Raw genomic sequence first — 25080 nt, 5'->3', positions numbered from 1 at the left:
GTTTGCAGTCTTTTTGTATTACTTATATGTGATAATTGTATTCAATCAAAAAATCTAACATTGTAAAGGCCATTACCCTTCCGTAAGTCAACTGTTCTGCATTATATATAAGTAAGATGCTTTAGAAGGAGGGGAGAATTGGACAATCAAATACAAGCGTTATTCGGATCTTTAATAAATGCAATAGGTACAACAATCGCAGCAATTGGAAACACGCCATCAATAATAAAAAGTGAAGAGGCATCAACCTCTCTTGAGTTAGTCGGAGGAACTTTACAAGCTACGGGAGGAGCTTTAGTAGCAGATAGTATCAAACAATATTCATTAGGGAAATTGGGTATACAGCTAAAAGTAATTGGTAATCTAATCACAATAATTGCCATTGTCGCAACGGCAAATGAAGAAGATAGGATAAAGTTGGAGATTCAAGAATCTCTTACTGAAGCAACTGGTGGGGGTCTTTCCTTTGTGGCGGCACTAGAAGAGGAACCAACTCCCCTTGCTTTATATGAAATATATGGTAGCTTTTTAGAAACAGTTGGATACTCCATGGTAGCTCTTGCTGGAATTAAAACACTTAGAGGAGAAGAAAGCGAAACAATCAATACAATCGGTTGGTGGATTGAGGTGATTGGCTCAGTTATTGGCTTTATAGGAGTAGCAAAAGGTATTCGCAATGAATCTGGGCAACCTGAAGCAAGTTGGTTGGAGACAGACTAGTGATTGTGTAGGTATTAATTATTATATGATGATACTGCTATTACATTGGCATAATTAATAAAAGGGAATTAGGTAGAAAAAAGAACCGCCAGCTGAGGAGCTAGACGGTTCTTTACTATTTAGTCTTTTTTCAATTTCATAACAAGCTCTTCATCTGGTGTAACAAAAATAGTTTTTTGTTCAAAGTAGATGACAAAACCAGGTTTTGAACCATTTGGCTTTTTAACATGGCGAGCTTCCGTATAATCAACAGGAACGGATGAAGACTCGCGAGCTTTACTAAAATAAGCTGATAATGTTGCCGCTTCTCTTATCGTTTCTTCATCTGGGTCGGCATCATGTATAACGACGTGAGAGCCTGGGATGTCTTTTGTATGCATCCATATTTCAGATTTTTTTGCGACTTTAAAGGTCAGGTAGTCATTTTGTTTATTATTTTTGCCAACTGAAATGCGTATACCTGTGGATGAAATAAAATCTTCCGGCATTGGTTTCGTTGGTTTTTTTCTTCGTTTGTTCGCACGCATTTTCATAAATCCTTGCTCTGCTAACTCTTCGCGGATTTCTTCAATGTCGTGAGGAGATGCTTGCTGCACTTGTTGGGACAGCATTTCAAAATACGTAATGTCATCATTTGTCTTGTCTATTTGTTCTTGAATCATAATAAGCGCATTTTTTGCTTTGTTATATCTTGTATAGTAGCTTTGCGCATTTTCAATAGGCGTTTTTCGTTCGTTTAAAGGTATAGTGACAGCTGCTTGATTTTCATCATAATAATTTTCAACGGTGATTTCTTTTGCGCCTTTATCAAAATTATAGATGTTCGCCATCAGCAACTCGCCATATAGTTGATACTGGTCCAGCCGTGTTGCCTGCTGCAAATCTTTTTGCAGTTTTTTTAGTTTTAACTTTAACTTGTTCACTTCGTTTTGCAGCCAACGTTCTAAATCGCCTGCCTGTTGTTTGACGCGATCTCGTTCAGCCCGTGCAAAGAAAACACGATCTAACAATGAGCTTAATGTATCAAATGATGTAGACTTGCCATCTAGATGTGTTAAGGCCGTTGGCGAAAAATGAATTTTACCATTAACCTCTACGTATGTAGGCTGGTCGCCACCGTGCTGGAACGATTCAATATAGGAGTTAAAGTAATCGGCGGCAGCGTCATGATTTTTCTCTATACGATATAAGAACTCCTTCGCATGAAGTGGAGAAAAGCCTGTGAAATGCTGAACTATGTCTTGTGCCGTTTTCTCCGTTCCAAAGAATGATTGTAATGCTACTGCATCCGCCTCTGTTGGATTTACTTTATCTTGCGGCGGTGGTGCAATGTAGGCTTGACCAGGAAGCACTGTACGGTAACTATTCAGGGAAGGCGGCAAGTGTTTTAAACTATCTACAATTTTGTGCGACTCTTTTTCTATTAAAATAAGATTACTGTGCCTTCCCATGATTTCTGCAATTAATTCTCTCGTGATACGATCGCCAATTTCATTTTTACTGGTAATTGTAAAGACGATGATTCGGTCGCCGTCAATTTGGCGAATAGATTCTATAATCCCGCCTTCAATATGTTTGCGTAAGAGCATGCAAAACATTGGCGGTTCAGATGGATTTTCTACTGATTGGTCCGTTAAATGGACGCGGGCGTATGATGAATGGATTGAAAATAATAGTTTATGGTTTTTGCCATTTGCCCGGATTGTTAGAATTACTTCTTGTGCATTCGGTTGATGCACTTTTGCGATGCGACCTGTCGTCAGCTTTTGTAATTCATTGGTCATCGCTAATGTAAATAAACCGTCATATGCCATATGGTATTCCTCTTTCAACACGTTTTGTTCTATCTTAACATTTTTTAAAGGCAATATGAATTTATGGAGCCTATTATGTGCTCAATTGGCCATAAAAGAAAATACAAAAAAGGGATAGCTGAAGCTTTTCTAGAATATAAATCTAGAATATAAAACTGAGGGTGCTTTTCTGAAATCAGAGAAGTGTGAGAATGAAGGGGGATTTTTTATGGCAATAGATTTTAATAAACCGGCTAATCGTTTTACATATTCTACTAGAGAAGCGGATCAAACGTGGATAGATAAAGTGAATGAAATATGTGAAGTGAAAGGTAAAAAGGTTTTAGATATTGGGTGTGGCGGAGGAATTTATACAAAAGCATTAGCCAAGATGGAGGCTGCAGAAGTTACAGGCTTAGATTTTTCAGAACAGCTATTACATACGGCAAAAGAAAACTGCAGAGACTATGCAAATATATATTTTAAATTAGGAAATGCTTTAGATACAAAATTGGCTGATGAGCAATATGATATTATTTTAGAAAGAGCAGTCATACATCATATTGATGATTTAAATGCGTGTTTTCAAGAGGGATATCGATTGCTAAAACCAGGCGGTATCTTCCTTATTCAAGACAGAACGCCAGAGGATTGTCTTCTGAAAGGCAGCGTCACTAATATAAGAGGATACTTTTTTGTGAAGTATCCAAGTTTAATCGATAAAGAAATTTCTAGAAGACACCCGAGTCATGATGTGATGCAGTTCCTTAGTGAAAATGGTTTCCATCCTATCGAAGAATATAGTTTATGGGAAACTAGAAAAGTTTATCAATACCTCGATGATTTAATGAAAGATATTAAGAATCGAACAGGACGCTCCATTCTCTATGAACTGAACGACGAACAAGTAGATGAGCTTGCGGTATACATTAAAGACCAAATCAATAGTACAACTAATAATCCCATTATTGAAAAGGATAGATGGACTATTTGGAAAGGCATTAAGTCGTAATGTTGAAAACAATTTAGGAACTCTATTAAATAAAGATTAGGGACAAAATAAGAGTAGTAGGTCCTACCTAGCAATTTATTTGAGCTTCAATAGAATAATGATAAAAAGAAGAGCCGAACAAATGTGAGATTTACTTTACAGAGTGTTCGGTTTTTTTTTGAGTTAAAACAATTATGTCTCAGCCATTAGAGGTTTTTAGAGTGATATATTATTTAAAACTTCTCTACTAGTCAATGTACGCAAGATTTATTTCTTGTGCTATACTTATTAGATAGAATGCAAAGAAGGATGTGACGGGCCTTGGTTCGAAGTATGACTGGTTTTGGCAGGGGTGTCACAACAACGGAACAATTGCAGTTGACCGTGGAAATCCGCTCGGTAAATCATCGTTTCTTGGAAATTTCAACGAGATTTCCAAAAGAGTGGACGGAAGCAGAAGTATTTGCAAAGAAGCTACTCTCCACAAAAGTAGCAAGAGGGAAACTCGATGTATCCGTAAATGTGAAAGAAATGGAACCACTTGGTCAATCGATACATATTAATTGGCCATTAGTCGATGCATATATTGAGGCGCAAGAAGAGCTTAGCAGCAAGCTTCCGCTTACAAAGCAGTGGTCTATGGCTGAGATATTAGGCTTAGAAGAAGTCGTCACGGTAAAAACAAAGGAACTGTCTAAAGAAGAGGTCTTAGCAGCCATCGAGCTTGCAACTGAAGAAGCTGCTTCTGTTCTAGTGGGAATGAGGCAAAGAGAAGGTTTAGAATTATTAGAAGCAGTTCGACGTTTAAAAGCAATGCTAGAAGCGCAGATTACGATTATACAGAAAGGATCTGCGATGGCTGTGGAAAAGTATCGTTCTAAACTCTTGGCTCGTATTCAAGAAATTTGCCAAGCTGACCATGTAGAAGAGCGTGTTCTGATGGAAGTAGCTGTATTTGCAGAAAAAGCGGATATAGCTGAAGAAATTGACCGTTTGAGCAGCCATTTAAAACAGGTGGATGAAACCTTAAGAGATGAAGCTGCAATTGGCCGAAAATTAGACTTCTTAATGCAAGAGATGAACCGGGAGATTAATACGATTGGTGCTAAAAACCAATCAGCTGAAGTAGCAAGCGCGGTTGTTGAAGCTAAGTCAATTCTTGAGAAAATGCGTGAGCAGGTCCAAAATATTGAATAGTGGCTTGGATTATTGTATGATTATTTTTTTGAAATATGAGGGAGAGTTATGAGAAAAGAACGTGGATTACTAATTGTCTTATCAGGTCCATCAGGCGTAGGCAAAGGCACTGTTCGTAAAGAACTGTTTTCACAGCCGGATACCAATTATGAATACTCGATTTCTATGACTACGCGCAAACCGCGCGAGGGTGAAGTCGATGGTGTGGATTATTTCTTTAAGAGCAAAGAAGAATTTGAAACATTAATTGAACAAGGCAGACTGCTTGAATTCGCCAATTATGTGGGGAATTATTACGGTACGCCAATTGATTATGTAAATGCTACACTTGATGCGGGCCGCGATGTGTTTCTTGAGATTGAAGTACAAGGAGCAGCGCAAATACGCGAAAAAGTGCCGGATGGCTTATTTATTTTCCTTGCGCCACCAAGCCTTTCAGAGTTGCAGGACCGCTTAGTCGGCCGTGGCACAGAAACGGAAGAAGTGATTGCAACACGCATAGCCGCTGCAAATAAAGAATTAGAAATGATGAATTTGTATGATTATGTTGTGGAAAATGATGAAGTACAATTAGCTTGTGACCGCATCAATGCGATTGTACTAGCAGAGCATTGCCGACGCGAGCGTGTGGAAAAACAATACCTAGCTATGTTGAGAGGAGAATAAACGATGTTATACCCATCTGTTGACGTTTTAAAAACGAAAATTGATTCTAAATATTCACTTGTAAGTCTTGCCGCTAAAAGAGCGCGCTCTATGCAGGAAGGAAGCCCAAATTTACTAATGAGATATGTATCTCACAAAAATGTTGGGAAAGCGCTTGAAGAAGTAGCTGCAGGCGTCTTAACAAAAGAGGAACAAGACGAAACAAAAATTTACGAAGACGAAGTATAAGCATCTATTCGGGCATCCTATGTAATTAGGATGATTGGATACATAAAATTTGTATTCCGAAACATTTTCCCGACAACCGAATGATATAGGTTGAAAATATGGCTTCTTTAATTCATACGATCTATTAACAGCCGCAGCTCCCAGGGAAAACTTTCTTTGGGGGCTTGTGTTTTGAAAGGAAGAGAAAAATGCTTTCAAATAAAAAAATCTTACTTTGTGTTACTGGCGGCATTGCCGTTTATAAAGCTGTTGCTCTTGTTAGTAAATTTACCCAGAAGGGTGCACATGTAAAAGTCATCATGACAGAATCTGCTACACGATTTGTAACGCCACTCAGCTTTCAAGTAATGTCTAAACATGATGTTTATACAGATACGTTTGATGAAAAGGATTCAAATGTGATAGCCCATATTGATTTAGCAGATTGGGCAGATCTGATCATCGTAGCGCCGGCTACAGCCAACACTATTGGTAAACTGGCAAATGGTATAGCGGATGATATGGTGACAACAACATTACTTGCAGCAACAGGGCAAGTGTGGATAGCCCCTGCTATGAATGTACATATGTATGATCATCCAGCTGTAAAGCGCAATGTAGAAACACTTACACAGGATGGTTACCAATGGATTGAACCGGATGAAGGTTATCTTGCATGTGGCTATGTTGGAAAAGGACGATTAGAAGAACCAGAGAAAATTGTTGCACTGGTAGAAAGTTATTTCATGCCAAAACACTTGCCTTTAAAAGGAAAGAAAGTAGTAGTGTCTGCAGGCCCTACACGAGAAAGAATTGACCCTGTTCGTTTTCTGACGAATTTTTCAAGCGGGAAAATGGGATATGCAATGGCGGCGGCTGCAGCGAAATTGGGAGCACAAACGATCTTGGTTTCTGGTCCTGTTTCAATAGATCCTCCAAAGGGTGTTCAAGTAGTACCAGTAGAAAGCGCTGAAGAAATGCTGCAAGCCATCCTAAAAGAGTATGATACAGCGGATATTGTTGTTAAAACTGCAGCTGTGGCAGACTATCGACCGAAAGAAACTTTTTCCCGCAAGATGAAAAAGCAGCCAGGCGATTCAACGATAGAATTAGAACGGACAACCGATATTCTTTTGACATTAGGTGAACGAAAACAGCACCAATTATTGATTGGTTTTGCAGCTGAAACGAATGATGTCATCAATTATGCTAAAGGTAAATTAGAAAAAAAGAACGCCGATTATATTGTAGCCAATGATGTATCAAAAACAGACCGCGGATTTGGGACAGATCTAAATACAGTTACGCTTGTCGGAAATAATGACTATCAAGTAAACTTCTCACAACTTCCGAAAGAAGAGCTTGCTTTAAAATTGTTTGAAACTATATTAAAAAGGCAAGGATTGTGGAATTAAAAATTACTCAAGCTTGATAGCTGTAAAATAACCATAACCGCTAATTTCAACAATAGAAAGGTAGTGGTAATAATGATATTACCCTAACATGATTGCGCAAGTAATAGTGGATGTGTCCGCATATCCTGTCGATCGGCCTTTTGATTACAAAGTGCCTGAAGAATTACAAGAGCTAGTCGAGGTTGGTTGCCGTGTAAAAGTACCATTTGGCAAAAGAAATGTTCTGGGATTTATTACAGCTTTACAAAGTGAAAGTGATGTACCGAAGGACAAGCTTAAACCCATTGCCGAACTGTTAGATATCGAGCCCATTTTAACGAATGAAATGCTAGAGCTGGCTAAATGGATGACAGACCATACGCTGTGTTATGAAATTGATGCTCTGCAGGTTATGCTCCCATCCGCATTGCGTGCGAAATATGAAAAAACAATCCTTCTAAAAGAAGATCCTACTTATTTGCCAGAGGAACTACAGCAGCTATTCGGAAATAAAACAGCCATTCCTTATAAAAAAGTAGAAAGTGCCAATCTATTAAGGGTGCTTAAATCTTGTATGAAGAATGGGTATGTAGAGCAAAAAACAGTTGTCAAACAACAAGGCAATGTGAAAGAAGTCCGCAAAGTCAAAATAGCAAGCGATTATGAGAGATTGCAAGAGATTGCTGAAAGTATCCCTCCACGAGCTAAAAAACAGCGGCAAGTCGTAGAATGGATGGCTTTGCATGTGGGAGAGGAATTTACTCCTAATGAAATATGTAAAACCGTGAGTGTGACGCCGCAGGTTGTAAATGCGGTTATTGAAAAAGGAGCGGCCACATATTTCCAAGAGGAAGTGTATCGTGATCCATTTTCAAAAGAAGTGAAGGGTTCAATTCCTCTAGCCTTAACAGATGAACAAGAAGTAGCCTTGAAAGAAATTTTACATTCTGTAAAATCACGTCAAGCAACAACCTATTTATTGCATGGCATCACAGGAAGCGGCAAGACTGAAGTATATCTGCAAGCGATCCAGGAAGCGATTAATAGGGGACAAGAAGCCATTGTATTGGTACCTGAAATATCCTTGACACCACAGATGACAGAACGCTTCAGGGCTCGCTTTGGCGATTTGGTTGCAGTAATGCACAGCGGATTGTCAAAGGGTGAAAAATATGATGAATGGCGAAAAATTGGTCGTGGAGAAGTTAAAGTAGCAGTTGGAGCAAGGTCAGCTGTTTTCGCACCTTTTACAAATTTGGGCCTGATTATTCTAGATGAAGAACATGAATCGACGTATAAACAAGAAGACACGCCTCGTTATCATGCAAGAGATATAGCAATTTGGCGCAGCGAGTATCATCATTGCCCCGTTATATTAGGAAGTGCTACCCCTTCCCTTGAATCGTTTGCGCGTGCAAAGAAAAATGTCTATACATTATTAACGCTAGAAAAAAGAGCGAAACAGCAATCTCTTCCGAAAGTGGAAGTCGTTGATATGCGAGAAGAGCTCCATAATGGCAACCGGTCTATGTTTTCAGGTGCATTAATGGAAGCAATGGAAGATCGGTTGAAGAAAAAAGAACAAATGGTATTGTTTCTGAATCGTAGAGGTTTTTCTTCTTTTGTGCTATGCCGAGATTGTGGAACAGTCGTCCAATGTAAAAATTGCGATATATCCATGACATATCACCGGTCTTCTGAAAAGCTTAAGTGTCATTACTGTGGTTATGAAGAACATGTTCCAACAGAATGTCCAGAATGCCATAGCGAACATATTCGATTCTTTGGCACAGGCACACAAAAGATAGAAGCAGAAATTTATAAACTATTTCCTGAAGCTCGTGTTCTTCGAATGGATGTCGATACAACAAGGCAAAAGGGCGCACATGAGAAGATATTAGAAGACTTTGGGAACTTAAAAGCAGACATTTTGCTTGGTACGCAAATGATTGCTAAAGGATTGGATTTTCCAAAAATCACCCTCGTCGGCGTATTAAGTGCTGATACCTCATTGAATTTACCGAACTTTCGAGCGGCAGAGCGGACTTTTCAATTGCTTACACAAGTAAGCGGACGAGCAGGACGGCATGATTTGCCTGGTGAAGTCATTGTCCAAACATACAGTCCGGAACATTACGCAGTCCAGCTGTCGAAAGAGCAACAGTATGCACCATTCTATGACCAAGAAATGATGATGCGTCATCAATTCGCTTATCCTCCTTATTATTTTGTAGCGCTTATCCAAGTTACACATGAAGATGTACTCATGGCAGCAGAATATGCAGGAAAGGCAATGGATTTTTTAAGGCTAAAACTATCCAGCCAAGTCGGGCTAATTGGGCCTACACCTGCGTCTATAAGCCGCGTCCAAAATCGATATCGTTATCAATGTTTGATAAAATATAAAATAGAACCAAACCTAACCGAAACGTTAAAACAACTGATACGGATTTATCGGACGGACTGGATTAAGAAAGGCATCCAGCTAACAGTTGATTTAGATCCTTCAGTTATTTAATAGATAGAACGGAGAAAAGAATATGGCCTTATTAGAGATTGTTAAAAACCCAGCAGAAATTTTAAAGAAAAAAGCAGCAGAAGTTACACAATTTGATAACAACCTAGCGCAGCTTTTAGATGATATGTATGAAACAATGGTAGAAAATGATGGAGTTGGAATTGCAGCACCTCAAGTGAACAAAAGTATTCAAGCGGCTGTTGTCGAGCTTGGAGAAGAACGGGATGTTCTCGAATTAATTAATCCGGTTATTGTGGCAATATCAGAAGATACGGATACGGATATTGAAGGATGCTTAAGTTTCCCTGATATATATGGCGATGTGGAACGTCCAGTATACGTAAAAGTAGAGGCGCAAGACCGAAATGGAGACTTATATGAACTAGAAGCACATGATTATGATGCTCGCGTCATCCAACATGAGGTAGACCATTTAAACGGCATTTTATTTGATCAAAAAATAACTAAAACGTATACACTTGAAGAAATCGAAGAGATGTACGCAGACGAGGAGGAAGAAGAGTGACATCGATTGTATTTATGGGAACGCCAGACTTTTCTGTTCCGATTTTGCGTATGATTCAGGAAGAAGGCTATCATATCCAAGCTGTCGTAACACAGCCAGATCGCCCAGTCGGACGCAAACGGGTCCTAACGCCTCCACCTGTAAAAAAAGCGGCTGTGGAACTTGGGTTGCCAGTCATCCAGCCTGAACGTTTAAAAGGTTCAGAAGAACTAAAGCAGATTATTGACCTACAGCCTGATTTGATTGTCACAGCAGCATTCGGGCAGCTTTTACCTAAAGAATTGCTTGAGACGCCAAGACTCGGCTGCATTAATGTCCATGCATCACTATTGCCGAAGTATCGCGGCGGTGCACCAATCCATCAAGCGGTGATAGATGGCGAAAAAGAGACAGGCGTTACAATTATGTATATGGCAGAAAAACTAGATGCTGGCGATATTATTGCAAAGCAAGCTATGCCAATAGAAGAAGACGATACAACCGGTACACTCTTTGATAAATTAAGCATTATCGGCCGTGATTTATTAAAAGATACATTGCCTTCTATCATCGAAGGGACGAATGAGCGCATTCCACAGGACGAATCGAAAGTGTCGTTTGCTCGTAATATTTCCCGTGAACAAGAACGTATTGATTGGTCACAAAGCAGTACAGCGATTTATAACCAAATCCGAGGTCTGCATCCTTGGCCGATTGCCTATACAACCCTTGATAATCAAAACGTTAAAATTTGGTGGGCTAAAAAATCGACTGCTACGCATACTGAAAAACCAGGCACTGTCATTGCGATTGGCAAAAAGTCTTTTACAGTTGCTACAGGAGAGGGTCAAGCCATTGATATATTGGACTTGCAGCCTGCGGGTAAAAAACAGATGGAAGCCGTTAATTACTTAAATGGTGTTGGTTCAAAATTGCAGATTGGGGATCTTTTTGAATGAGTAAGAGTAAGAAAAAAAGTAGTAATAATGCTATTTGGGACGGTAATGTCCGCGATGCCGCCCTTTCTATTTTGTTGGCTGTCGACCAGCAGCAAGCCTATAGCAACTTGCTGTTACACCAAACAATTGAAAAATACAAAATTGATGCTAAAGACCGCGGGCTCCTTACGGAAATAACGTATGGCACACTCCAACATAAGATGACGCTTGATTACTATTTAGAGCCATATGTAAGAGGAAAGCTAGATAATTGGGTACGTTGGCTATTGCGCTTATCTCTCTATCAAATTGTATATTTAACAAAAATACCTGATCATGCAGCCGTCAACGAAGCAGTTGAAATCGCCAAGAGGCGTGCACGACATCGAGGTGTCAGCGCAACAGTAAACGGCATTTTGCGTTCTATACTAAGAGAAGGATACCGTGATACGACACTCATCGAGGATGATGTTTTGCGATTGTCGATTGAATCCAGCCATCCTGAATGGCTTGTTCGCCGTTACATTCAAGATTATGGATTAGAAAAAGCAGGTGAAATGCTGTTTGAAAATAATATGCCACCACACCAAACGGTTCGTGTAAACACGGCGAAAGCGACTATAGAAGAAGCACTTCGCAGTTTGTGGGATGATGGATTTTCAGTCAAACGGAGTGAAGCAATACCTGAATGTCTTCATATTTTAGAAGGACAAGCAGCTCGCTCGAACGCCTTCAAAGAGGGCTTAATTACGATTCAAGATGAAAGCTCTATGCTGCCTGCATATGCGCTCGATGTTACGCCAGGCATGAAAGTATTAGACATGTGCGCGGCACCAGGTGGAAAAACAACACATATAGCTGAAAAAATGAACAATCAAGGCAAGCTTATAGCAACAGATTTACATGCACATAAAATTCGTTTGATCGATCAAAATGCAACGCGTTTAGGCTTATCCATTATTGAACCAGCAGTATTGGATGGCAGGAAAGCTGCAGAACAATTTGGTGAAGAGTCATTCGATCGCATTTTAGTAGATGCACCATGCAGTGGCCTTGGTGTCATACGCCGGAAACCGGATATAAAATATACAAAAAATGAGAGCGACCATGAGTCTTTGCAAAAAATTCAGCTGGAATTATTAAATACAGCCTATATTTTATTAAAAAAACAAGGCAAAATGGTTTACAGTACTTGTACAATTGATAAAATGGAGAACGACGAGACGGTTGCTGCATTTTTAAAAGCGCACCCAGATATGGAACTAGCGCCAATTGAAAATGTACCAGATACGTTTCCGCCATTGAAAGAGGAAGGCATGATACAGGTCTTTCCACAAGATTTAGGCAGCGATGGTTTTTTTGTCGCGGCTTTTAGAAAAAAAGGAGGATCCACAAACTAATGGATCATGAAATAAAAACAGCAAGAGTAAAAAAAGAAAAACCACAGCTACGCGAATCAATATATTCTCTATTACCAGACGAATTACAAGACTGGCTGAAAGAAAACGGTGAAAAGCCTTTTAGAGCAGCCCAAATTTTTGAATGGCTCTATGTGAAGCGCGTAAAAAGTTTTGATGAAATGACTAATCTTTCAAAAGGCTTACGTGATAAATTGCAGCAAGCATTTGCTTTTAGTACGTTAAATACACTAATCAAGCAAGAATCCAAAGACGGCACTATTAAATTCCTTTTCCAATTGCAAGATGGCTATTCCATCGAAACTGTTTTAATGGCGCATGATTACGGGAATTCAGTATGTGTAACAACCCAAGTAGGCTGCAGAATTGGCTGCTCTTTCTGTGCTTCTACATTGGGAGGATTAAAACGCCATTTACTACCTGGTGAAATTGTAGAACAAGTAGTAAAGGTACAACAAGCATTGGATGAAAAGGATCAGCGAGTTAGCTCAGTAGTCATCATGGGTATCGGTGAACCATTTGATAACTACGATGCTATGATGCAATTCTTAAAAGTGATCAACCATGAAAAAGCATTAAATATTGGCGCAAGACATATCACAGTATCAACAAGCGGCATTATTCCGAAAATCTACAAATTTGCAGACGAACAATTGCAAATTAACTTTGCACTTTCATTGCATGCGCCTAACCAAGAGCTGCGTCAGCAATTAATGCCAATTGCAAAAGCATATAAATTGCCTGAATTAATGGAGGCAGTACGTTATTATACTGAAAAAACGGGTCGTCGAATTAGTTTTGAATATGGGCTTTTTGGTAGCGTCAACGATACTGTTGCACATGCGGAAGAATTAGCAAAACTGATCAAAGGTATTAAATGCCACGTGAATTTAATCCCTGTCAATTATGTACCAGAACGCGATTATGTTAGAACACCGCGCAATAAGATCTTTGATTTTGAAAAAACATTAAAAAATCATGGTATTAACGCAACAATCCGTCGCGAACAAGGGTCGGATATTGATGCGGCTTGTGGCCAATTGCGGGCGAAGGAGAGAAAAGAAGAAACAACCCACTAATGAGGTGATCTGTAGTGAGATATACAATCGTCAGTGATATAGGAAGAAAACGAGCTTTAAATGAAGATTGTGCTGCATTCATCTCCCGCGCCGACTCATACCAGCTAGCTATTGTAGCGGATGGTATGGGTGGGCATAATGCAGGGGATGTTGCTAGCAAAATGGCTGTTAAACAATTAGAAGAGTATTTTATAGAAGCAGATGGTGCCAGTTTTGAATCTACTTCCAAAACAGAAGTTTGGTTAAAAGAAACAGTTAAAAGCATCAATAGCTCACTTTATAAGTACTCTTTAACACACGAAGGCTGCCAGGGAATGGGGACCACATTAATTGCTGTTGTCTTCAAAGACACAAATGCTGTTATTTCCCATGTTGGAGACAGCCGTGTGTATTTAATATCATCTGAGGAAGTTCGCTTAATCACAAAGGACCATTCTTACGTCAACATACTTGTTGATAATGGGGAAATTAGTGAAGAAGAAGCTAAGAGCCATCCGAAGAAAAACTATATTTTGAAATCATTAGGAACAGAATCTACTATTGAACCTGATAGTTATCAAGTTGAGATGATGGATGATACCTATATGCTGATTTGTTCGGATGGCTTAAGCAATAAACTAACAAATGAAGAGATGCAAACCATTGTGATGAATACATCAACTATAGAAGAAAAAGGTGACGAGCTCGTCCAATTAGCAAATGATTTGGGCGGAGAAGATAATATTACACTAATCCTTTTATCGCAAAGCCATGAGGAGGTGTAAGCATGCTAGCTGGAAAAAGAATTAGCGGCCGCTATAAAATATTAGAAGTAATAGGCGGCGGAGGCATGTCGAATGTCTACTTGGCTCATGATATGATTCTTGACCGAGATGTTGCTATTAAAATACTGCATTATAATTTTAATGATGAACAGGAAATGCAAAGACGGTTTCAAAGAGAGGCGCTCTCTGCTACTAGCCTTACTCATCCGAACATTGTGAGCATTTATGATGTTGGCGAGGACGGCAATATGCACTATCTGGTAATGGAATATGTGAAGGGGCAAACACTGAAACAATACATACAAAAATATGCCCCGTTAGCTGCAGCGAAAAGCGTCCAAATCATGAAACAATTAACTTCAGCAATTGCTCATGCCCATCAAAACCAAATTATCCACCGAGATATCAAACCACAAAATATTTTGATGGATGAAGAAGGTAATGTGAAGATTACAGACTTTGGTATTGCAATGGCTTTAGAAGATACTTCTTTTACACGTACCAATTCAGTTTTAGGAACTGTTCATTATTTATCACCAGAGCAGGCAAGAGGTGGTACAGCTACTAAGAAATCGGACATCTATTCTTTAGGAATCCTGTTATATGAATTATTGACAGGTCAATTGCCATTTTCCGGAGAATCAGCGGTCTCAATTGCTTTAAAACATTTGCAAACCGAAACACCTTCTGTACGGGCAATTGTGCCGGGGATCCCTCAAAGTTTAGAAAACGTGGTTTTAAAAGCAACTGCCAAAGACCCTGTGCACCGTTACCAATCAGTGTGGGAGATGGCGGAAGATTTAGAAACAGTCCTTTCTGATGAAAGAAGCCATGAAGCGAAATTTCAGACTCCAATTGATCATGATATGACAAAAGTTATTCCAATCATTAAAGAACCTGTTGAAGAAAAAGATTTGCAAAAAACAATGGCAATGCCTATCAGAGACAAGGCGATAGAAGAACCAGCACAACCAATTAAAAAGAAGCAGAAAAAGAAGAAAAGAAAATGGTTGATTCTCAGCGGATTGCTCATCGCACTTGTGCTTATTCTACTGTCATTATTGTTTATCTTTCCAGATCTGTTCAATGAAAAAAGATATCCAATTCCTGACGTTTCCAAACAGCAGACAGATGAGGCAATTACCAATTTGAAAAATGCAGGTTTCGAAATCGGTGAAAAAACCAAACAAAATTCGGACGATGTGAAACGAAACCATATTATTATGACCTCCCCAGGTCCAGATAATGAAAGAGCAAAGGGAACGAAAATTGATCTTGTCATTAGTAAAGGGCCCAAAAAAGTGGAGATCTCAAACTATACGGGAAAAGACGTTGACCAAGTGAAGGACCTTCTGGAAAGACAAGGTTTTAAAGATGTTGAGGTTGAGGAGGACTATTCAGACGAAACGGAAGGTATCATTATCAAGCAATCGATTGATGAAGGCAAGAAAGTGGTGCCAGGTGATACGTCCATTAAACTGATTGTCAGCAAAGGGCAGGAACAAGAACATGTTTCAAATCTCGTCGGCTATGACGAAGAGGCTCTTAATACCTATGCTAAAAGCTCTGGATTCCACATTCATATTGGCAGCGAAAAATACTCAGATGATGTTCCTAAGGGTCAAGTAATTTCACAATCTCCATCAGCAGGTGAAGCGTTAGCTGTCGGTAGTACGATTGAAGTAGTTTTATCTAAGGGACCTGAAGAAAAGCCTGTAAAAACATACGTAAAAACAGTGAACATCCCTTATGAAAAAGAGAGTGAAGGCGAGCCGCAACAAGTACGTATCTATATTCAAGATAAAACGCATAAAATAAATGATGTTTACCAAGAATTTCAATTGTTCTCCTCTCAGGAAAAACGATTGCAATTTGAAGTTGAAAAAGGCCAGCAAGCACGATACAGAATCATACGAGATGATAAAGTAATTATAGATGAAACGGTTTCTTATGATGATTTGTCATAATATTGGATAGCATAAATGAGATGAATTAGGAGGTATGGTATGCCAAATGGCCAAATACGAAAAGCATTAAGTGGTTTTTATTATGTGAAGGATGGAGAGAAGCAAATTCAATGCCGCGGACGAGGCGTTTTCCGCAATAAAGGGATTACGCCGCTTGTGGGTGATCACGTTGAATATGAGGTAGAGGGCAACAATGATGGCACAATTACAGCAATTGATCCCCGGAAAAATGAACTTGTCCGTCCGCCGATTGCGAATATAGATCAGGCTATTCTCGTTTTCTCAACGACAGAACCGGCATTTAATTCGCTTCTGCTCGACCGTTTCTTAGTGGTGTTGGAATCGTTCCACATCCATCCTATCATCTGTCTAACTAAGACGGATTTGTTATCGATAGAAGAAAAAGAAAACATAGCATCATATGAGCAGGATTACAAAAATATAGGTTACACCATCTTGGAAACCTATAAAGAAGATCCAGAATTACTAAGTAAAATGGCTCCATTGCTGCAAGGAAAAACCACAGTTTTAGCTGGACAATCTGGTGTTGGAAAATCAACCCTGCTTAATTCGATCATGCCAGCACTTGGTCTAAAGACAGGCATCATTTCAGAAGCCCTTGGCCGAGGAAAACATACAACGCGGCATGTAGAATTAATTGAGATTGCGGGAGGCCTTATCGCAGATACTCCGGGATTTAGCTCTTTTGATTTTGATGAGATTGAAAAGGAAGAATTAACTCGTTGTTTTCCTGAATTGGATGAACTATCAGAACGATGCAAGTTTCGTGGGTGCCTGCATTTAAAAGAGCCAAAATGTGCTGTGAAAGAGGCGTATGAATCTGGCAGTATTAAAAGTTATCGCTATGAACACTATTTGCAATTTTTACAAGAAATCATGGACAGAAAGCCGAGGTACTAGTAATGATTAAAATCGCACCATCTATTTTAGCAGCTGATTTTTCAAAATTGGCTGAAGAAGTAAAAGCCGTAGAAGAAGCAGGAGCTAAATTAATTCATATCGATGTTATGGATGGCCATTTTGTTCCTAATATCACGATGGGTCCCATTGTAGTTGACGCGTTGCGCCCTGTAACAAATCTGCCATTAGATGTTCACTTAATGATTGAAAATCCTGATCAGTATATAGAAGAGTTCGTAAAAGCAGGTGCGGACTATATTACTGTACATGTGGAAGCATGCAGACATTTGCATCGCACGATTCAGCTAATCCGTTCACTTGGTGCAAAACCAGGAGTTGTATTAAACCCTCATACACCAGTTGAAACCATTAAACATGTCTTAGAAGACATAGACTTAGTACTGCTCATGACAGTAAATCCAGGTTTTGGCGGACAAAAGTTTATCCATTCTGTCGTTCCGAAGATTGAAACATTATCAGGTATGATTAAAGAAAAGAACTTGAATGTGGAAATTGAAATTGACGGCGGTATTAATGCAGAAACGATTAAACCTTGCGCTCAAGCAGGCGCCAGCATTTTTGTTGCTGGTTCAGCCATATACGGACAAGAAGACCGTAAGGCTGCATTGCAAAGCATTTTAACAGCAGGAGAAGAAGCGATCAAATGACAACTGTCGTTATTTGTGCTGGCGGACCGAAGGAGGAAATCGTTACAGGCGATTTCCTCCTTTCGTTTAAAAATGCGGTATTTATTGGAGCCGATCACGGTACCATAACATTGATGGATCATGGGATTATGCCAGACCTGGCTATAGGAGATTTTGATTCGCTTACAGAGAGTGAATGGTCTAGGATACAAGAGCGCGTATCAGGCATTGAACATCATCCACCGCAGAAAAATGAAACGGATACGGAGCTTGCCGTTATCAGAGCTTTGGCATACAAGCCGGAAAAAATTATATTAATTGGAGCAACAGGTGGAAGATTAGACCATTTTGAGGCAAATATGCGAATGATCTATCGATTACAAGAAATGCATCCATCTATTGAATTTAAAATTATAAATAAAATGAATTCTTTGCAATTTTTTCAGCCTGGCGAACATAAGATAGTAGCAGATTCCTATTTCAAGTATATATCCTTTTTTGCGTATGGTAGCAATGTCTTAAATGTTACTTTGAAAAACATGCTGTACGAAACAACGGATGAAATCATTGATTTAGGGACGACTCGTTTTACGAGTAACGAAATAGTGGGTGAATATGCGTCTATTTCTTTCACACATGGCATATGTTTAATGATAAGAAGTACAGATGATAAGGAGTGACCAGTTGAAAGTATACACATTTCAATTACCAAAAGTAGTGAGTAACTTTGCACGTTTTTGTTTGCAAATGGTATCTAATGATTCGGCAGGGCCTAAAAAAACTGCAACAGCCTCGAAAAAGAAAAAAGGGAAAGAAAAAACGCCAAGTTGAGAAAATCAACTTGGCGTTTTAATGTTAAAATTAAACGCGTTCAACTTTACCTGATTTAAGTGCACGAGCTGAAACCCATACACGTTTCGGTTTACCGTCTACTAAGATACGAACTTTTTGTAGGTTAGCTCCCCAAGTACGTTTGTTAGCGTTCATTGCGTGAGAACGATTGTTACCAGATACTGCTTTACGTCCAGTAATCACACATTTTTTTGGCATATTAATTCCCTCCTCATAAAGAAGTTGAAAAATTTATGATTTCACTTCGGTATTTCACATACTTTAATAATTTAACACACACTTTTCGCCATTGCAACTGATTTTGACCCTCTTTCAAGAAAAAAGCCTTTACACTTAAAATCATTTAAACATTCTTGTGAAAAATATTGAAAATAACAAAATCGCTTTACCTGTTGCTCATTTCTATCTGTCTATAGTTAAATGTAGTTTTATAGTACAAATGCAAAAAACTATTGTATAATGTGCAAAGAGTCTAGATAATGTTGTCCTTTGCAAAGAATTGATAGTACAATAAGAGATAGTCGAAAAATCAGGAGGAGTTATTATGTCAGTAGAATTGAAAAATGAATTCGGTCGAATTGATATCTCTAATGATGTAGTTGCACAGATTGCAGGGGGTGCAGCAATTGAATGTTACGGCATTGTCGGCATGGCTAGTAAACATCAAATACGCGATGGTTTAACAGATATACTTCGCAAAGAAAATTTTGCAAAAGGCGTGATCGTTCGCCAAGATGGCGAAGATATACATATAGACATGTATGTCATTATCAGTTATGGAACAAAAATTTCTGAGGTTGCATATCAAGTCCAATCCAAAGTAAAATATACACTCGATCAAACACTGGGAATGAGTGTTCATTCTGTAAATATTTTCGTGCAAGGTGTTCGTGTGGCGAACGTGTAAGAGGAGGAACTAAAAACTTATGAAGTCATTAGACGGGATCAAATTTGCGGAAATGGTGGAGGCAGGCTCCCGCCATTTATCTCAAAATGCAGAGTATGTTGATTCGCTAAATGTATTTCCTGTGCCAGATGGCGATACAGGAACAAATATGAATTTATCGATGACGTCTGGCGCCAAAGAAACGGCTGCTCATAAAACAGAAAACATCGGTAATACAGCACAAGCCTTATCTAAAGGTTTATTGATGGGGGCACGCGGTAATTCCGGCGTCATACTTTCTCAATTATTCCGCGGTTTTGGAAAAGCAGTAGAAAAAGAAGATACATTGGATTCAATAAAATTTGCTCAAGCGCTAAAGCATGGTGTTGACACAGCTTATAAAGCTGTTATGAAACCTGTAGAAGGTACTATTTTGACTGTTGCGCGCGTTGCTGCTGAAAAAGCTGTAGAAGTCGCTGAACATGAACAAGACATTCGTGTTGTGATGGAAGAAACGTTAACAGCGGCAAAGGAAGCGCTTGCCCAAACTCCTGAAATGCTACCTGTTCTAAAAGAAGTAGGCGTAGTAGATAGTGGTGGACAAGGTTTAGTTTTTGTTTATGAAGGATTTACAGCAGTATTAAAGGGTGAGGAAATTCCTACTGCTACCGTTGTGGAATCACTTGATGATTTAGTCAACGCAGAGCATCACAAGGCGCAAGATTTCATGGACACTTCAGAGATTGTATATGGCTATTGCACAGAGTTCATGGTGCGGTTTGAAGAAGGAAAGAAACCATTTGATGAGGAATCTTTCCGAAATGATATGAGCAAATTCGGTGATTCATTACTTGTTATTTCAGATGATGAAGTCGTAAAAATCCATGTGCATTCCGAAACGCCAGGAGAAGTAATCTCCTATGGCCATCAATATGGAAGCTTGGTCAAAATAAAAGTAGATAATATGCGTCTACAACATACAGCTATTGTTGGTGAAGACCATCCACAAGGAGATACAAAAAAAGCGGCAGAAAAAGAAGTGAAGAAGCATCCTTATGCGATTGTTACAGTGGCAATGGGCGAAGGTGTGGCAAGACTTCTTGAAAGCATTGGAGCATCCTATGTCATAGAAGGTGGACAAACAATGAACCCTTCTACAGAAGATATCGTAAATGCTGTTAAAAAAGTTGGCGCTGAAAAAGTGTTAATCTTGCCGAATAACAAAAATATTGTCATGGCAGCAGAACAAGCTGCAGAACTGTTAGACATTGAGGCAGCAGTTGTGCCGACTAAGACAATTCCACAAGGTTTGGCGGCGGTTCTTGCTTTCAATCCTGACCAAACAGTTGAAGAAAATAAAAAACATATGGCAAATGCAAGTACGAATGTTAAGTCTGGACAAATTACTTTTGCTGTCCGCGATACGACAATTGATGGCATTGAAATTCATAAAGATGATTTTATGGCCATTAATGAAGGCAGCATTATTCAAGCAACCCCTTCTTTGAAAGTAGCATCAGAGCTTCTGCTTAGCGATATGATTGATGAGGAATCTGAAATCGTAACCGTGCTTTATGGTGAAGACATTCAAAAAGAAACAGCAGACGAATTAGTACATTTCATTGAAGAAAAATATCCTGATGTAGAAGTAGAAGTTCATAACGGCAAACAGCCGCTATATCCTTATATCTTCTCAGTAGAATAAGAAAATAAGACGAAGAACAGCTAAGATGATCGCTTAGCTGTTTTTCTTATGGTGAAACAAAAAAGTTTGGTTAAACGCTAGTATTCGTGTAAAATTGAGATAAAGTTAAACTTAACGCACTAGGGGTTATATGTCTCTTTATGCGAGATTAGTAGGAACAAGGAATCTTACGGACAACTATTCATTTAAGCTTAGATGGGAAAGTATCGTCCGGTAATAATATTGGATAAAACATTCATAAAAATTGGGGAGAAATGATATGAAATATACATCTGTGTTCGATATTATCGGTCCTGTTATGATTGGACCATCATCATCTCATACTGCTGGCGCTGCTCGCATCGGCCGAGTTGCAAGAGATTTATTTGGACGCCTTCCAAAATGGGCAAAGATTCATTTATATGGCTCATTTGCGGAGACATATAAAGGACATGGAACAGACGTAGCGATCATTGGTGGATTGCTAGATTACGAGACATACGATGAACGCATTAAAACAGCATTCCAAGACGCAAAGAATGCCGGTTTGGAATTTGAATTTATACCTGAAACAGATCATACCGAACATCCAAATACAGCCCGGATTGTAATAGGAGATGACGAAACAGAAATGTCAATCGTCGGTATTTCAATCGGTGGTGGTACAATTGAGATAACAGAACTTAATGGATTCCCGCTTCGATTGTCTGGAGGCATGCCTGCTATTTTAGTTGTGCATAATGACCGTGCAGGCTGTATTGCAAATGTGGCGAAATGCCTTGCAGAATATGATATTAACATTGGCCATATGGAAGTATCTCGTAAGGAGAGAGGAAATATGGCGTTAATGGTCATTGAAATTGATCAAAATATTGACCAATCTATAATGGAAGAAATCGAACTTCTACCAAATATCACCAAGGTGACACGCATAAAAAAATAGGAGGAAAAAAAGATGGAAGTCTTATTTCATAATGTAAGAGAATTAGTTGAACGCGCTGAAAATGAAAATAAGCTTATTTCAGAGATCATGATAGAACAAGAGATGTTAATGTCTGAAAGAAGCAGAGAAGAAATTATTGCCCAAATGGAAAATAATTTAAAAGTAATGGAAGAAGCACTTGAGAAGGGTTTAAAAGGCGTAAAGTCTGTTACAGGTTTGACAGGTGGGGATGCCGTTCTTATGCAAAATTATATTCAATCAGGCAAAGGTCTATCAGGGGATATCTTGCTAGATGCTGTTAGCAAAGCTGTAGCGACAAATGAAGTTAATGCAGCAATGGGGACAATATGCGCTACACCAACAGCGGGATCTGCAGGCGTAGTTCCAGGTACGCTTTTTGCTGTGAAGAATAAATTAAATCCAACAAAAGAACAAATGGTACGCTATTTGTTCACATCAGGTGCATTTGGTTTTGTGGTTGCTAATAATGCTTCTATTTCTGGTGCAGCGGGCGGTTGCCAAGCAGAAGTTGGCTCAGCTGCAGCGATGGCAGCAGCTGCGATTGTTGAAATGGCTGGCGGTACACCTGCACAAAGTTCGCATGCTTTCGCTATTTCCTTGAAAAATATGCTCGGCCTTGTTTGTGACCCTGTTGCAGGACTTGTAGAAGTACCATGTGTGAAGCGTAATGCCATGGGTGCAGCCAATGCAATGGTTGCTGCAGATATGGCTCTAGCGGGCATTACTAGCCGAATTCCAACAGATGAAGTCATTGGTGCCATGTACCGTATTGGTCAAACAATGCCTACTGCACTAAAAGAAACTGCGCAAGGCGGTTTAGCTGCTACACCAACCGGCAAAGCGCTACAAGCAAAAATTTTCGGTGGAGCTGTTTTAGAACGTGGCTAATCTGTTCAGCCCTGTAACAGAGCTGAAAGGTGTGGGTAAAGCTTCTGCTGAAGCATTGCAGGCAATGGGCATTGAAACAGTCGAGCATCTCATTTGGACATTTCCATATCGCCATGAAGATTTTCGCTTAAAAGATATAGCAGAAACGCCTCACAATGAGCGCGTTACTGTAGAAGGGCGCATTGAAAGCGAACCAGCTGTACTTTATCTAGGGAAAAATAAGTCTAGAATGCAGCTGCAAGCTTTAGTGGGTCGCCACCTAATTAAACTAGTATTTTTTAATCAAAACTACTTGCGGACTAAATTGTCGCCGGGCATGGTTGTGACAGTTACAGGGAAATGGGATCGTGGAAGACAAGTCATCAATGTGAGCAACATTACATTTGGTCCGAAAACAGATCAAGCGGATTTCGAACCAGTTTACAGTTTGAAAGGAAAGCTGTCACAGAAAAAGTTCAGACAATTTATGAGGCAGGCATTGGATGATGCCAAAGCGGATCTTCCGGAAACATTACCTGCAAGCATACGTAAGGAGTATAAATTGCTAAATTTGCCGGATGCTTTGGAAGGTGTCCATTTTCCGCAAGATGCTGCTCATGCGAAACAAGCTAGGCGAAGATTTGTTTATGAAGAACTGCTACTTTTCCAAATGAAAATTCAAGCACTCAGAAAAACAAGAAAGCAACAAGAACATGGCATAGAGATCCATTATGATTTAAAAAAAGTACGTCAATTCATCCAATCGCTGCCTTACGAACTGACTCAGGCGCAGAAAAAAGTGGTGAACGAAATCTCTCGTGATTTGTTGATTCCTGAACGTATGAATAGGCTCCTTCAAGGAGATGTTGGGTCTGGGAAAACAGTCGTTTCAGCTATTGCACTTTATTCTGCTGTCACAGCAGGCTTTCAGGGTGCCCTAATGGCGCCCACAGAAATTTTAGCTGAACAGCATGCTGCTTCACTTGATGAATGGCTAAGGCCGTTCGGCGTAGAAGTTGCTCTCTTGTCAGGCTCCATCAAGCAAAAAGCAAGGAAAGAGCTATTACAGAGATTAAAACAAGGCGAAGTTGATATATTAATAGGGACCCATGCGCTTATCCAGCCAGATGTAATGTTCAAACGATTAGGCTTAGTCATTACAGATGAACAGCACAGATTTGGTGTGGAACAAAGAAGGATATTGCGTGAAAAAGGGGAAAATCCTGACGTTCTTTTCATGACAGCAACACCCATTCCTCGTACTCTTTCAATCACAGCATTTGGAGAGATGGATGTATCCATTATCGATGAAATGCCTGCTGGTAGGAAAAAGATTGAAACCAGTTGGGTAAAACATGAACAATTTGGACAGGTCCTCCTACAAATGGAGCAAGAGCTCTCTCAAGGCCGTCAAGCATACGTGATTTGCCCGCTCATTGAAGAGTCCGACAAACTAGATGTTCAAAATGCAGTTGATGTGTATCAACAATTAATTACTTTATTTAATGGTAAATATAAGGTTGGCTTGATGCATGGCAGATTGCCTGCTCAAGAAAAAGATGCTGTCATGCGAGCATATAGTGACGGAGAACTGGATGTATTGGTGTCAACGACAGTTGTAGAGGTTGGAGTCAATGTCCCGAACGCCACTTTTATGGTGATTTATGATGCAGAGCGCTTTGGTTTAGCTCAGCTTCATCAATTGAGGGGGCGTGTCGGACGAAGTGATTTTCAGTCTTATTGTGTATTAATTGCCGATCCTAAAAGTGAGGAAGGAAAAGTTCGAATGCATTCAATGACAGAAACGAATGATGGCTTCCAATTGGCAGAAAAAGATTTAGAACTTCGTGGTCCTGGCGATTTCTTTGGAAAAAAACAAAGCGGTTTGCCAGAATTTAAGATGGCGGATTTAGTCCACGACTACAGAGCATTAGAGACTGCGCGGCAAGATGCAATACAACTAATTAATTCTACTGATTTTTGGCAAGATGATGAATATGGCCCGTTGCGAGAGCGTCTACGGGTGTCTGGAGCGCTAGATGGAGAGAGAATTGATTAAAAGGATGCAAGGTGGAGTGAAAACAACACTTGCATTCTTTTTT

General features: G+C 39.5%; 24 protein-coding genes. 22 read left to right on the top strand and 2 right to left on the bottom strand.

All coding sequences use genetic code 11. From position 1 onward, the window contains the following. Positions 1 to 138: 138 nt before the first annotated feature. Positions 139 to 720, top strand: a complete 582-nt coding sequence (locus tag RST01_RS04060) for a DUF6944 family repetitive protein (RefSeq protein ID WP_147194226.1) — start codon at positions 139 to 141, stop codon at positions 718 to 720. Between the two features lie 119 nt (positions 721 to 839). On the opposite strand, the gene RST01_RS04055 is transcribed toward RST01_RS04060, so the two are convergent. Continuing rightward, positions 840 to 2534, bottom strand: coding sequence for an Rqc2 family fibronectin-binding protein (locus RST01_RS04055; RefSeq protein WP_147194224.1), 1695 nt, complete (start codon positions 2532 to 2534; stop codon positions 840 to 842). A 208-nt stretch (positions 2535 to 2742) separates the two neighbouring features. Here RST01_RS04055 and RST01_RS04050 point away from each other — a divergent pair, with 208 nt between their 5' ends. From RST01_RS04050 to spoVM, 16 genes are all read left to right on the top strand, one after another. After that, positions 2743 to 3525 (top strand): class I SAM-dependent methyltransferase, encoded by a 783-nt coding sequence (locus tag RST01_RS04050; protein WP_147194222.1) that lies wholly within the window; start codon positions 2743 to 2745, stop codon positions 3523 to 3525. 300 nt (positions 3526 to 3825) lie between these two features. Next, the gene (locus RST01_RS04045) at positions 3826 to 4701 is read left to right on the top strand and encodes a YicC/YloC family endoribonuclease (RefSeq protein ID WP_147194220.1); all 876 of its coding nucleotides are present in this window, start codon (positions 3826 to 3828) and stop codon (positions 4699 to 4701) included. A gap of 48 nt (positions 4702 to 4749) precedes the next feature. Beyond that, positions 4750 to 5367 (top strand): guanylate kinase, encoded by a 618-nt coding sequence (gene gmk, locus RST01_RS04040; protein ID WP_066785282.1) that lies wholly within the window; start codon positions 4750 to 4752, stop codon positions 5365 to 5367. A gap of 3 nt (positions 5368 to 5370) precedes the next feature. Continuing rightward, positions 5371 to 5595 carry a DNA-directed RNA polymerase subunit omega gene (gene rpoZ / locus RST01_RS04035; RefSeq protein ID WP_066785285.1) on the top strand — a complete coding sequence of 75 codons (225 nt, stop codon included), beginning with the start codon at positions 5371 to 5373 and terminating at the stop codon, positions 5593 to 5595. 188 nt (positions 5596 to 5783) lie between these two features. Beyond that, positions 5784 to 6989, top strand: coding sequence for a bifunctional phosphopantothenoylcysteine decarboxylase/phosphopantothenate--cysteine ligase CoaBC (coaBC, locus tag RST01_RS04030; protein WP_147194218.1), 1206 nt, complete (start codon positions 5784 to 5786; stop codon positions 6987 to 6989). An 88-nt stretch (positions 6990 to 7077) separates the two neighbouring features. After that, complete coding sequence (gene priA / locus RST01_RS04025) at positions 7078 to 9486, top strand: primosomal protein N' (protein ID WP_147194216.1); 2409 nt, start codon at positions 7078 to 7080, stop codon at positions 9484 to 9486. Between the two features lie 22 nt (positions 9487 to 9508). Beyond that, positions 9509 to 10012 (top strand): peptide deformylase, encoded by a 504-nt coding sequence (gene def, locus RST01_RS04020; RefSeq protein ID WP_147194214.1) that lies wholly within the window; start codon positions 9509 to 9511, stop codon positions 10010 to 10012. Then, the gene (gene fmt, locus RST01_RS04015) at positions 10009 to 10950 is read left to right on the top strand and encodes a methionyl-tRNA formyltransferase (RefSeq protein WP_147194212.1); all 942 of its coding nucleotides are present in this window, start codon (positions 10009 to 10011) and stop codon (positions 10948 to 10950) included. Before def ends, fmt begins: the two co-directional genes overlap by 4 nt. After that, the gene (gene rsmB / locus RST01_RS04010) at positions 10947 to 12329 is read left to right on the top strand and encodes a 16S rRNA (cytosine(967)-C(5))-methyltransferase RsmB (RefSeq protein ID WP_147194209.1); all 1383 of its coding nucleotides are present in this window, start codon (positions 10947 to 10949) and stop codon (positions 12327 to 12329) included. Before fmt ends, rsmB begins: the two co-directional genes overlap by 4 nt. Then, positions 12329 to 13426 carry a dual-specificity RNA methyltransferase RlmN gene (gene rlmN, locus RST01_RS04005; protein ID WP_066785305.1) on the top strand — a complete coding sequence of 366 codons (1098 nt, stop codon included), beginning with the start codon at positions 12329 to 12331 and terminating at the stop codon, positions 13424 to 13426. The genes rsmB and rlmN overlap by 1 nt, the downstream gene beginning before the upstream one ends. 14 nt (positions 13427 to 13440) lie before the next feature. After that, positions 13441 to 14190, top strand: a complete 750-nt coding sequence (locus RST01_RS04000) for a Stp1/IreP family PP2C-type Ser/Thr phosphatase (protein WP_147194207.1) — start codon at positions 13441 to 13443, stop codon at positions 14188 to 14190. A 2-nt stretch (positions 14191 to 14192) separates the two neighbouring features. Further along, positions 14193 to 16157, top strand: a complete 1965-nt coding sequence (pknB, locus tag RST01_RS03995) for a Stk1 family PASTA domain-containing Ser/Thr kinase (protein WP_147194205.1) — start codon at positions 14193 to 14195, stop codon at positions 16155 to 16157. Positions 16158 to 16196: 39 nt separating this feature from the next. After that, complete coding sequence (gene rsgA, locus RST01_RS03990) at positions 16197 to 17078, top strand: ribosome small subunit-dependent GTPase A (protein ID WP_066785311.1); 882 nt, start codon at positions 16197 to 16199, stop codon at positions 17076 to 17078. 2 nt (positions 17079 to 17080) lie between these two features. Beyond that, on the top strand, positions 17081 to 17746 hold the full coding sequence (rpe, locus tag RST01_RS03985; RefSeq protein ID WP_147194203.1) for a ribulose-phosphate 3-epimerase: 666 nt from the start codon (positions 17081 to 17083) through the stop codon (positions 17744 to 17746). Beyond that, the gene (locus RST01_RS03980) at positions 17743 to 18405 is read left to right on the top strand and encodes a thiamine diphosphokinase (protein WP_147194201.1); all 663 of its coding nucleotides are present in this window, start codon (positions 17743 to 17745) and stop codon (positions 18403 to 18405) included. Before rpe ends, RST01_RS03980 begins: the two co-directional genes overlap by 4 nt. A 4-nt stretch (positions 18406 to 18409) precedes the next feature. Then, complete coding sequence (gene spoVM, locus RST01_RS16155; RefSeq protein WP_223823519.1) at positions 18410 to 18556, top strand: stage V sporulation protein SpoVM; 147 nt, start codon at positions 18410 to 18412, stop codon at positions 18554 to 18556. A 30-nt stretch (positions 18557 to 18586) separates the two neighbouring features. On the opposite strand, the gene rpmB is transcribed toward spoVM, so the two are convergent. Beyond that, entirely contained in the window at positions 18587 to 18775 is a 189-nt protein-coding gene (gene rpmB, locus RST01_RS03970) for a 50S ribosomal protein L28 (RefSeq protein WP_066785320.1), read from the bottom strand. A 346-nt stretch (positions 18776 to 19121) separates the two neighbouring features. On the opposite strand from rpmB, the gene RST01_RS03965 reads away from it, so the two are divergent. The 5 genes from RST01_RS03965 to recG all read left to right on the top strand — a co-directional run bounded on the left by RST01_RS03965 (position 19122) and on the right by recG (position 25037). Then, entirely contained in the window at positions 19122 to 19484 is a 363-nt protein-coding gene (locus RST01_RS03965) for an Asp23/Gls24 family envelope stress response protein (RefSeq protein ID WP_066785323.1), read from the top strand. Positions 19485 to 19503: 19 nt separating this feature from the next. Next, positions 19504 to 21168 carry a DAK2 domain-containing protein gene (locus RST01_RS03960; RefSeq protein WP_147194199.1) on the top strand — a complete coding sequence of 555 codons (1665 nt, stop codon included), beginning with the start codon at positions 19504 to 19506 and terminating at the stop codon, positions 21166 to 21168. 259 nt (positions 21169 to 21427) lie between these two features. After that, complete coding sequence (gene sdaAB / locus RST01_RS03955) at positions 21428 to 22090, top strand: L-serine ammonia-lyase, iron-sulfur-dependent subunit beta (RefSeq protein WP_066785328.1); 663 nt, start codon at positions 21428 to 21430, stop codon at positions 22088 to 22090. A 12-nt stretch (positions 22091 to 22102) separates the two neighbouring features. Beyond that, the gene (sdaAA, locus tag RST01_RS03950; protein WP_147194197.1) at positions 22103 to 22999 is read left to right on the top strand and encodes an L-serine ammonia-lyase, iron-sulfur-dependent, subunit alpha; all 897 of its coding nucleotides are present in this window, start codon (positions 22103 to 22105) and stop codon (positions 22997 to 22999) included. After that, the gene (gene recG / locus RST01_RS03945; RefSeq protein ID WP_147194195.1) at positions 22992 to 25037 is read left to right on the top strand and encodes an ATP-dependent DNA helicase RecG; all 2046 of its coding nucleotides are present in this window, start codon (positions 22992 to 22994) and stop codon (positions 25035 to 25037) included. Before sdaAA ends, recG begins: the two co-directional genes overlap by 8 nt. The last annotated feature ends 43 nt before the right edge of the window (positions 25038 to 25080 follow it).

This window comes from Rummeliibacillus stabekisii (genome assembly GCF_007988965.1).
Lineage (GTDB): Bacteria > Bacillota > Bacilli > Bacillales_A > Planococcaceae > Rummeliibacillus > Rummeliibacillus stabekisii.
Note: the sequence above shows the minus strand (reverse complement) of the source record. Positions and strands in the feature narration are given on the sequence as shown.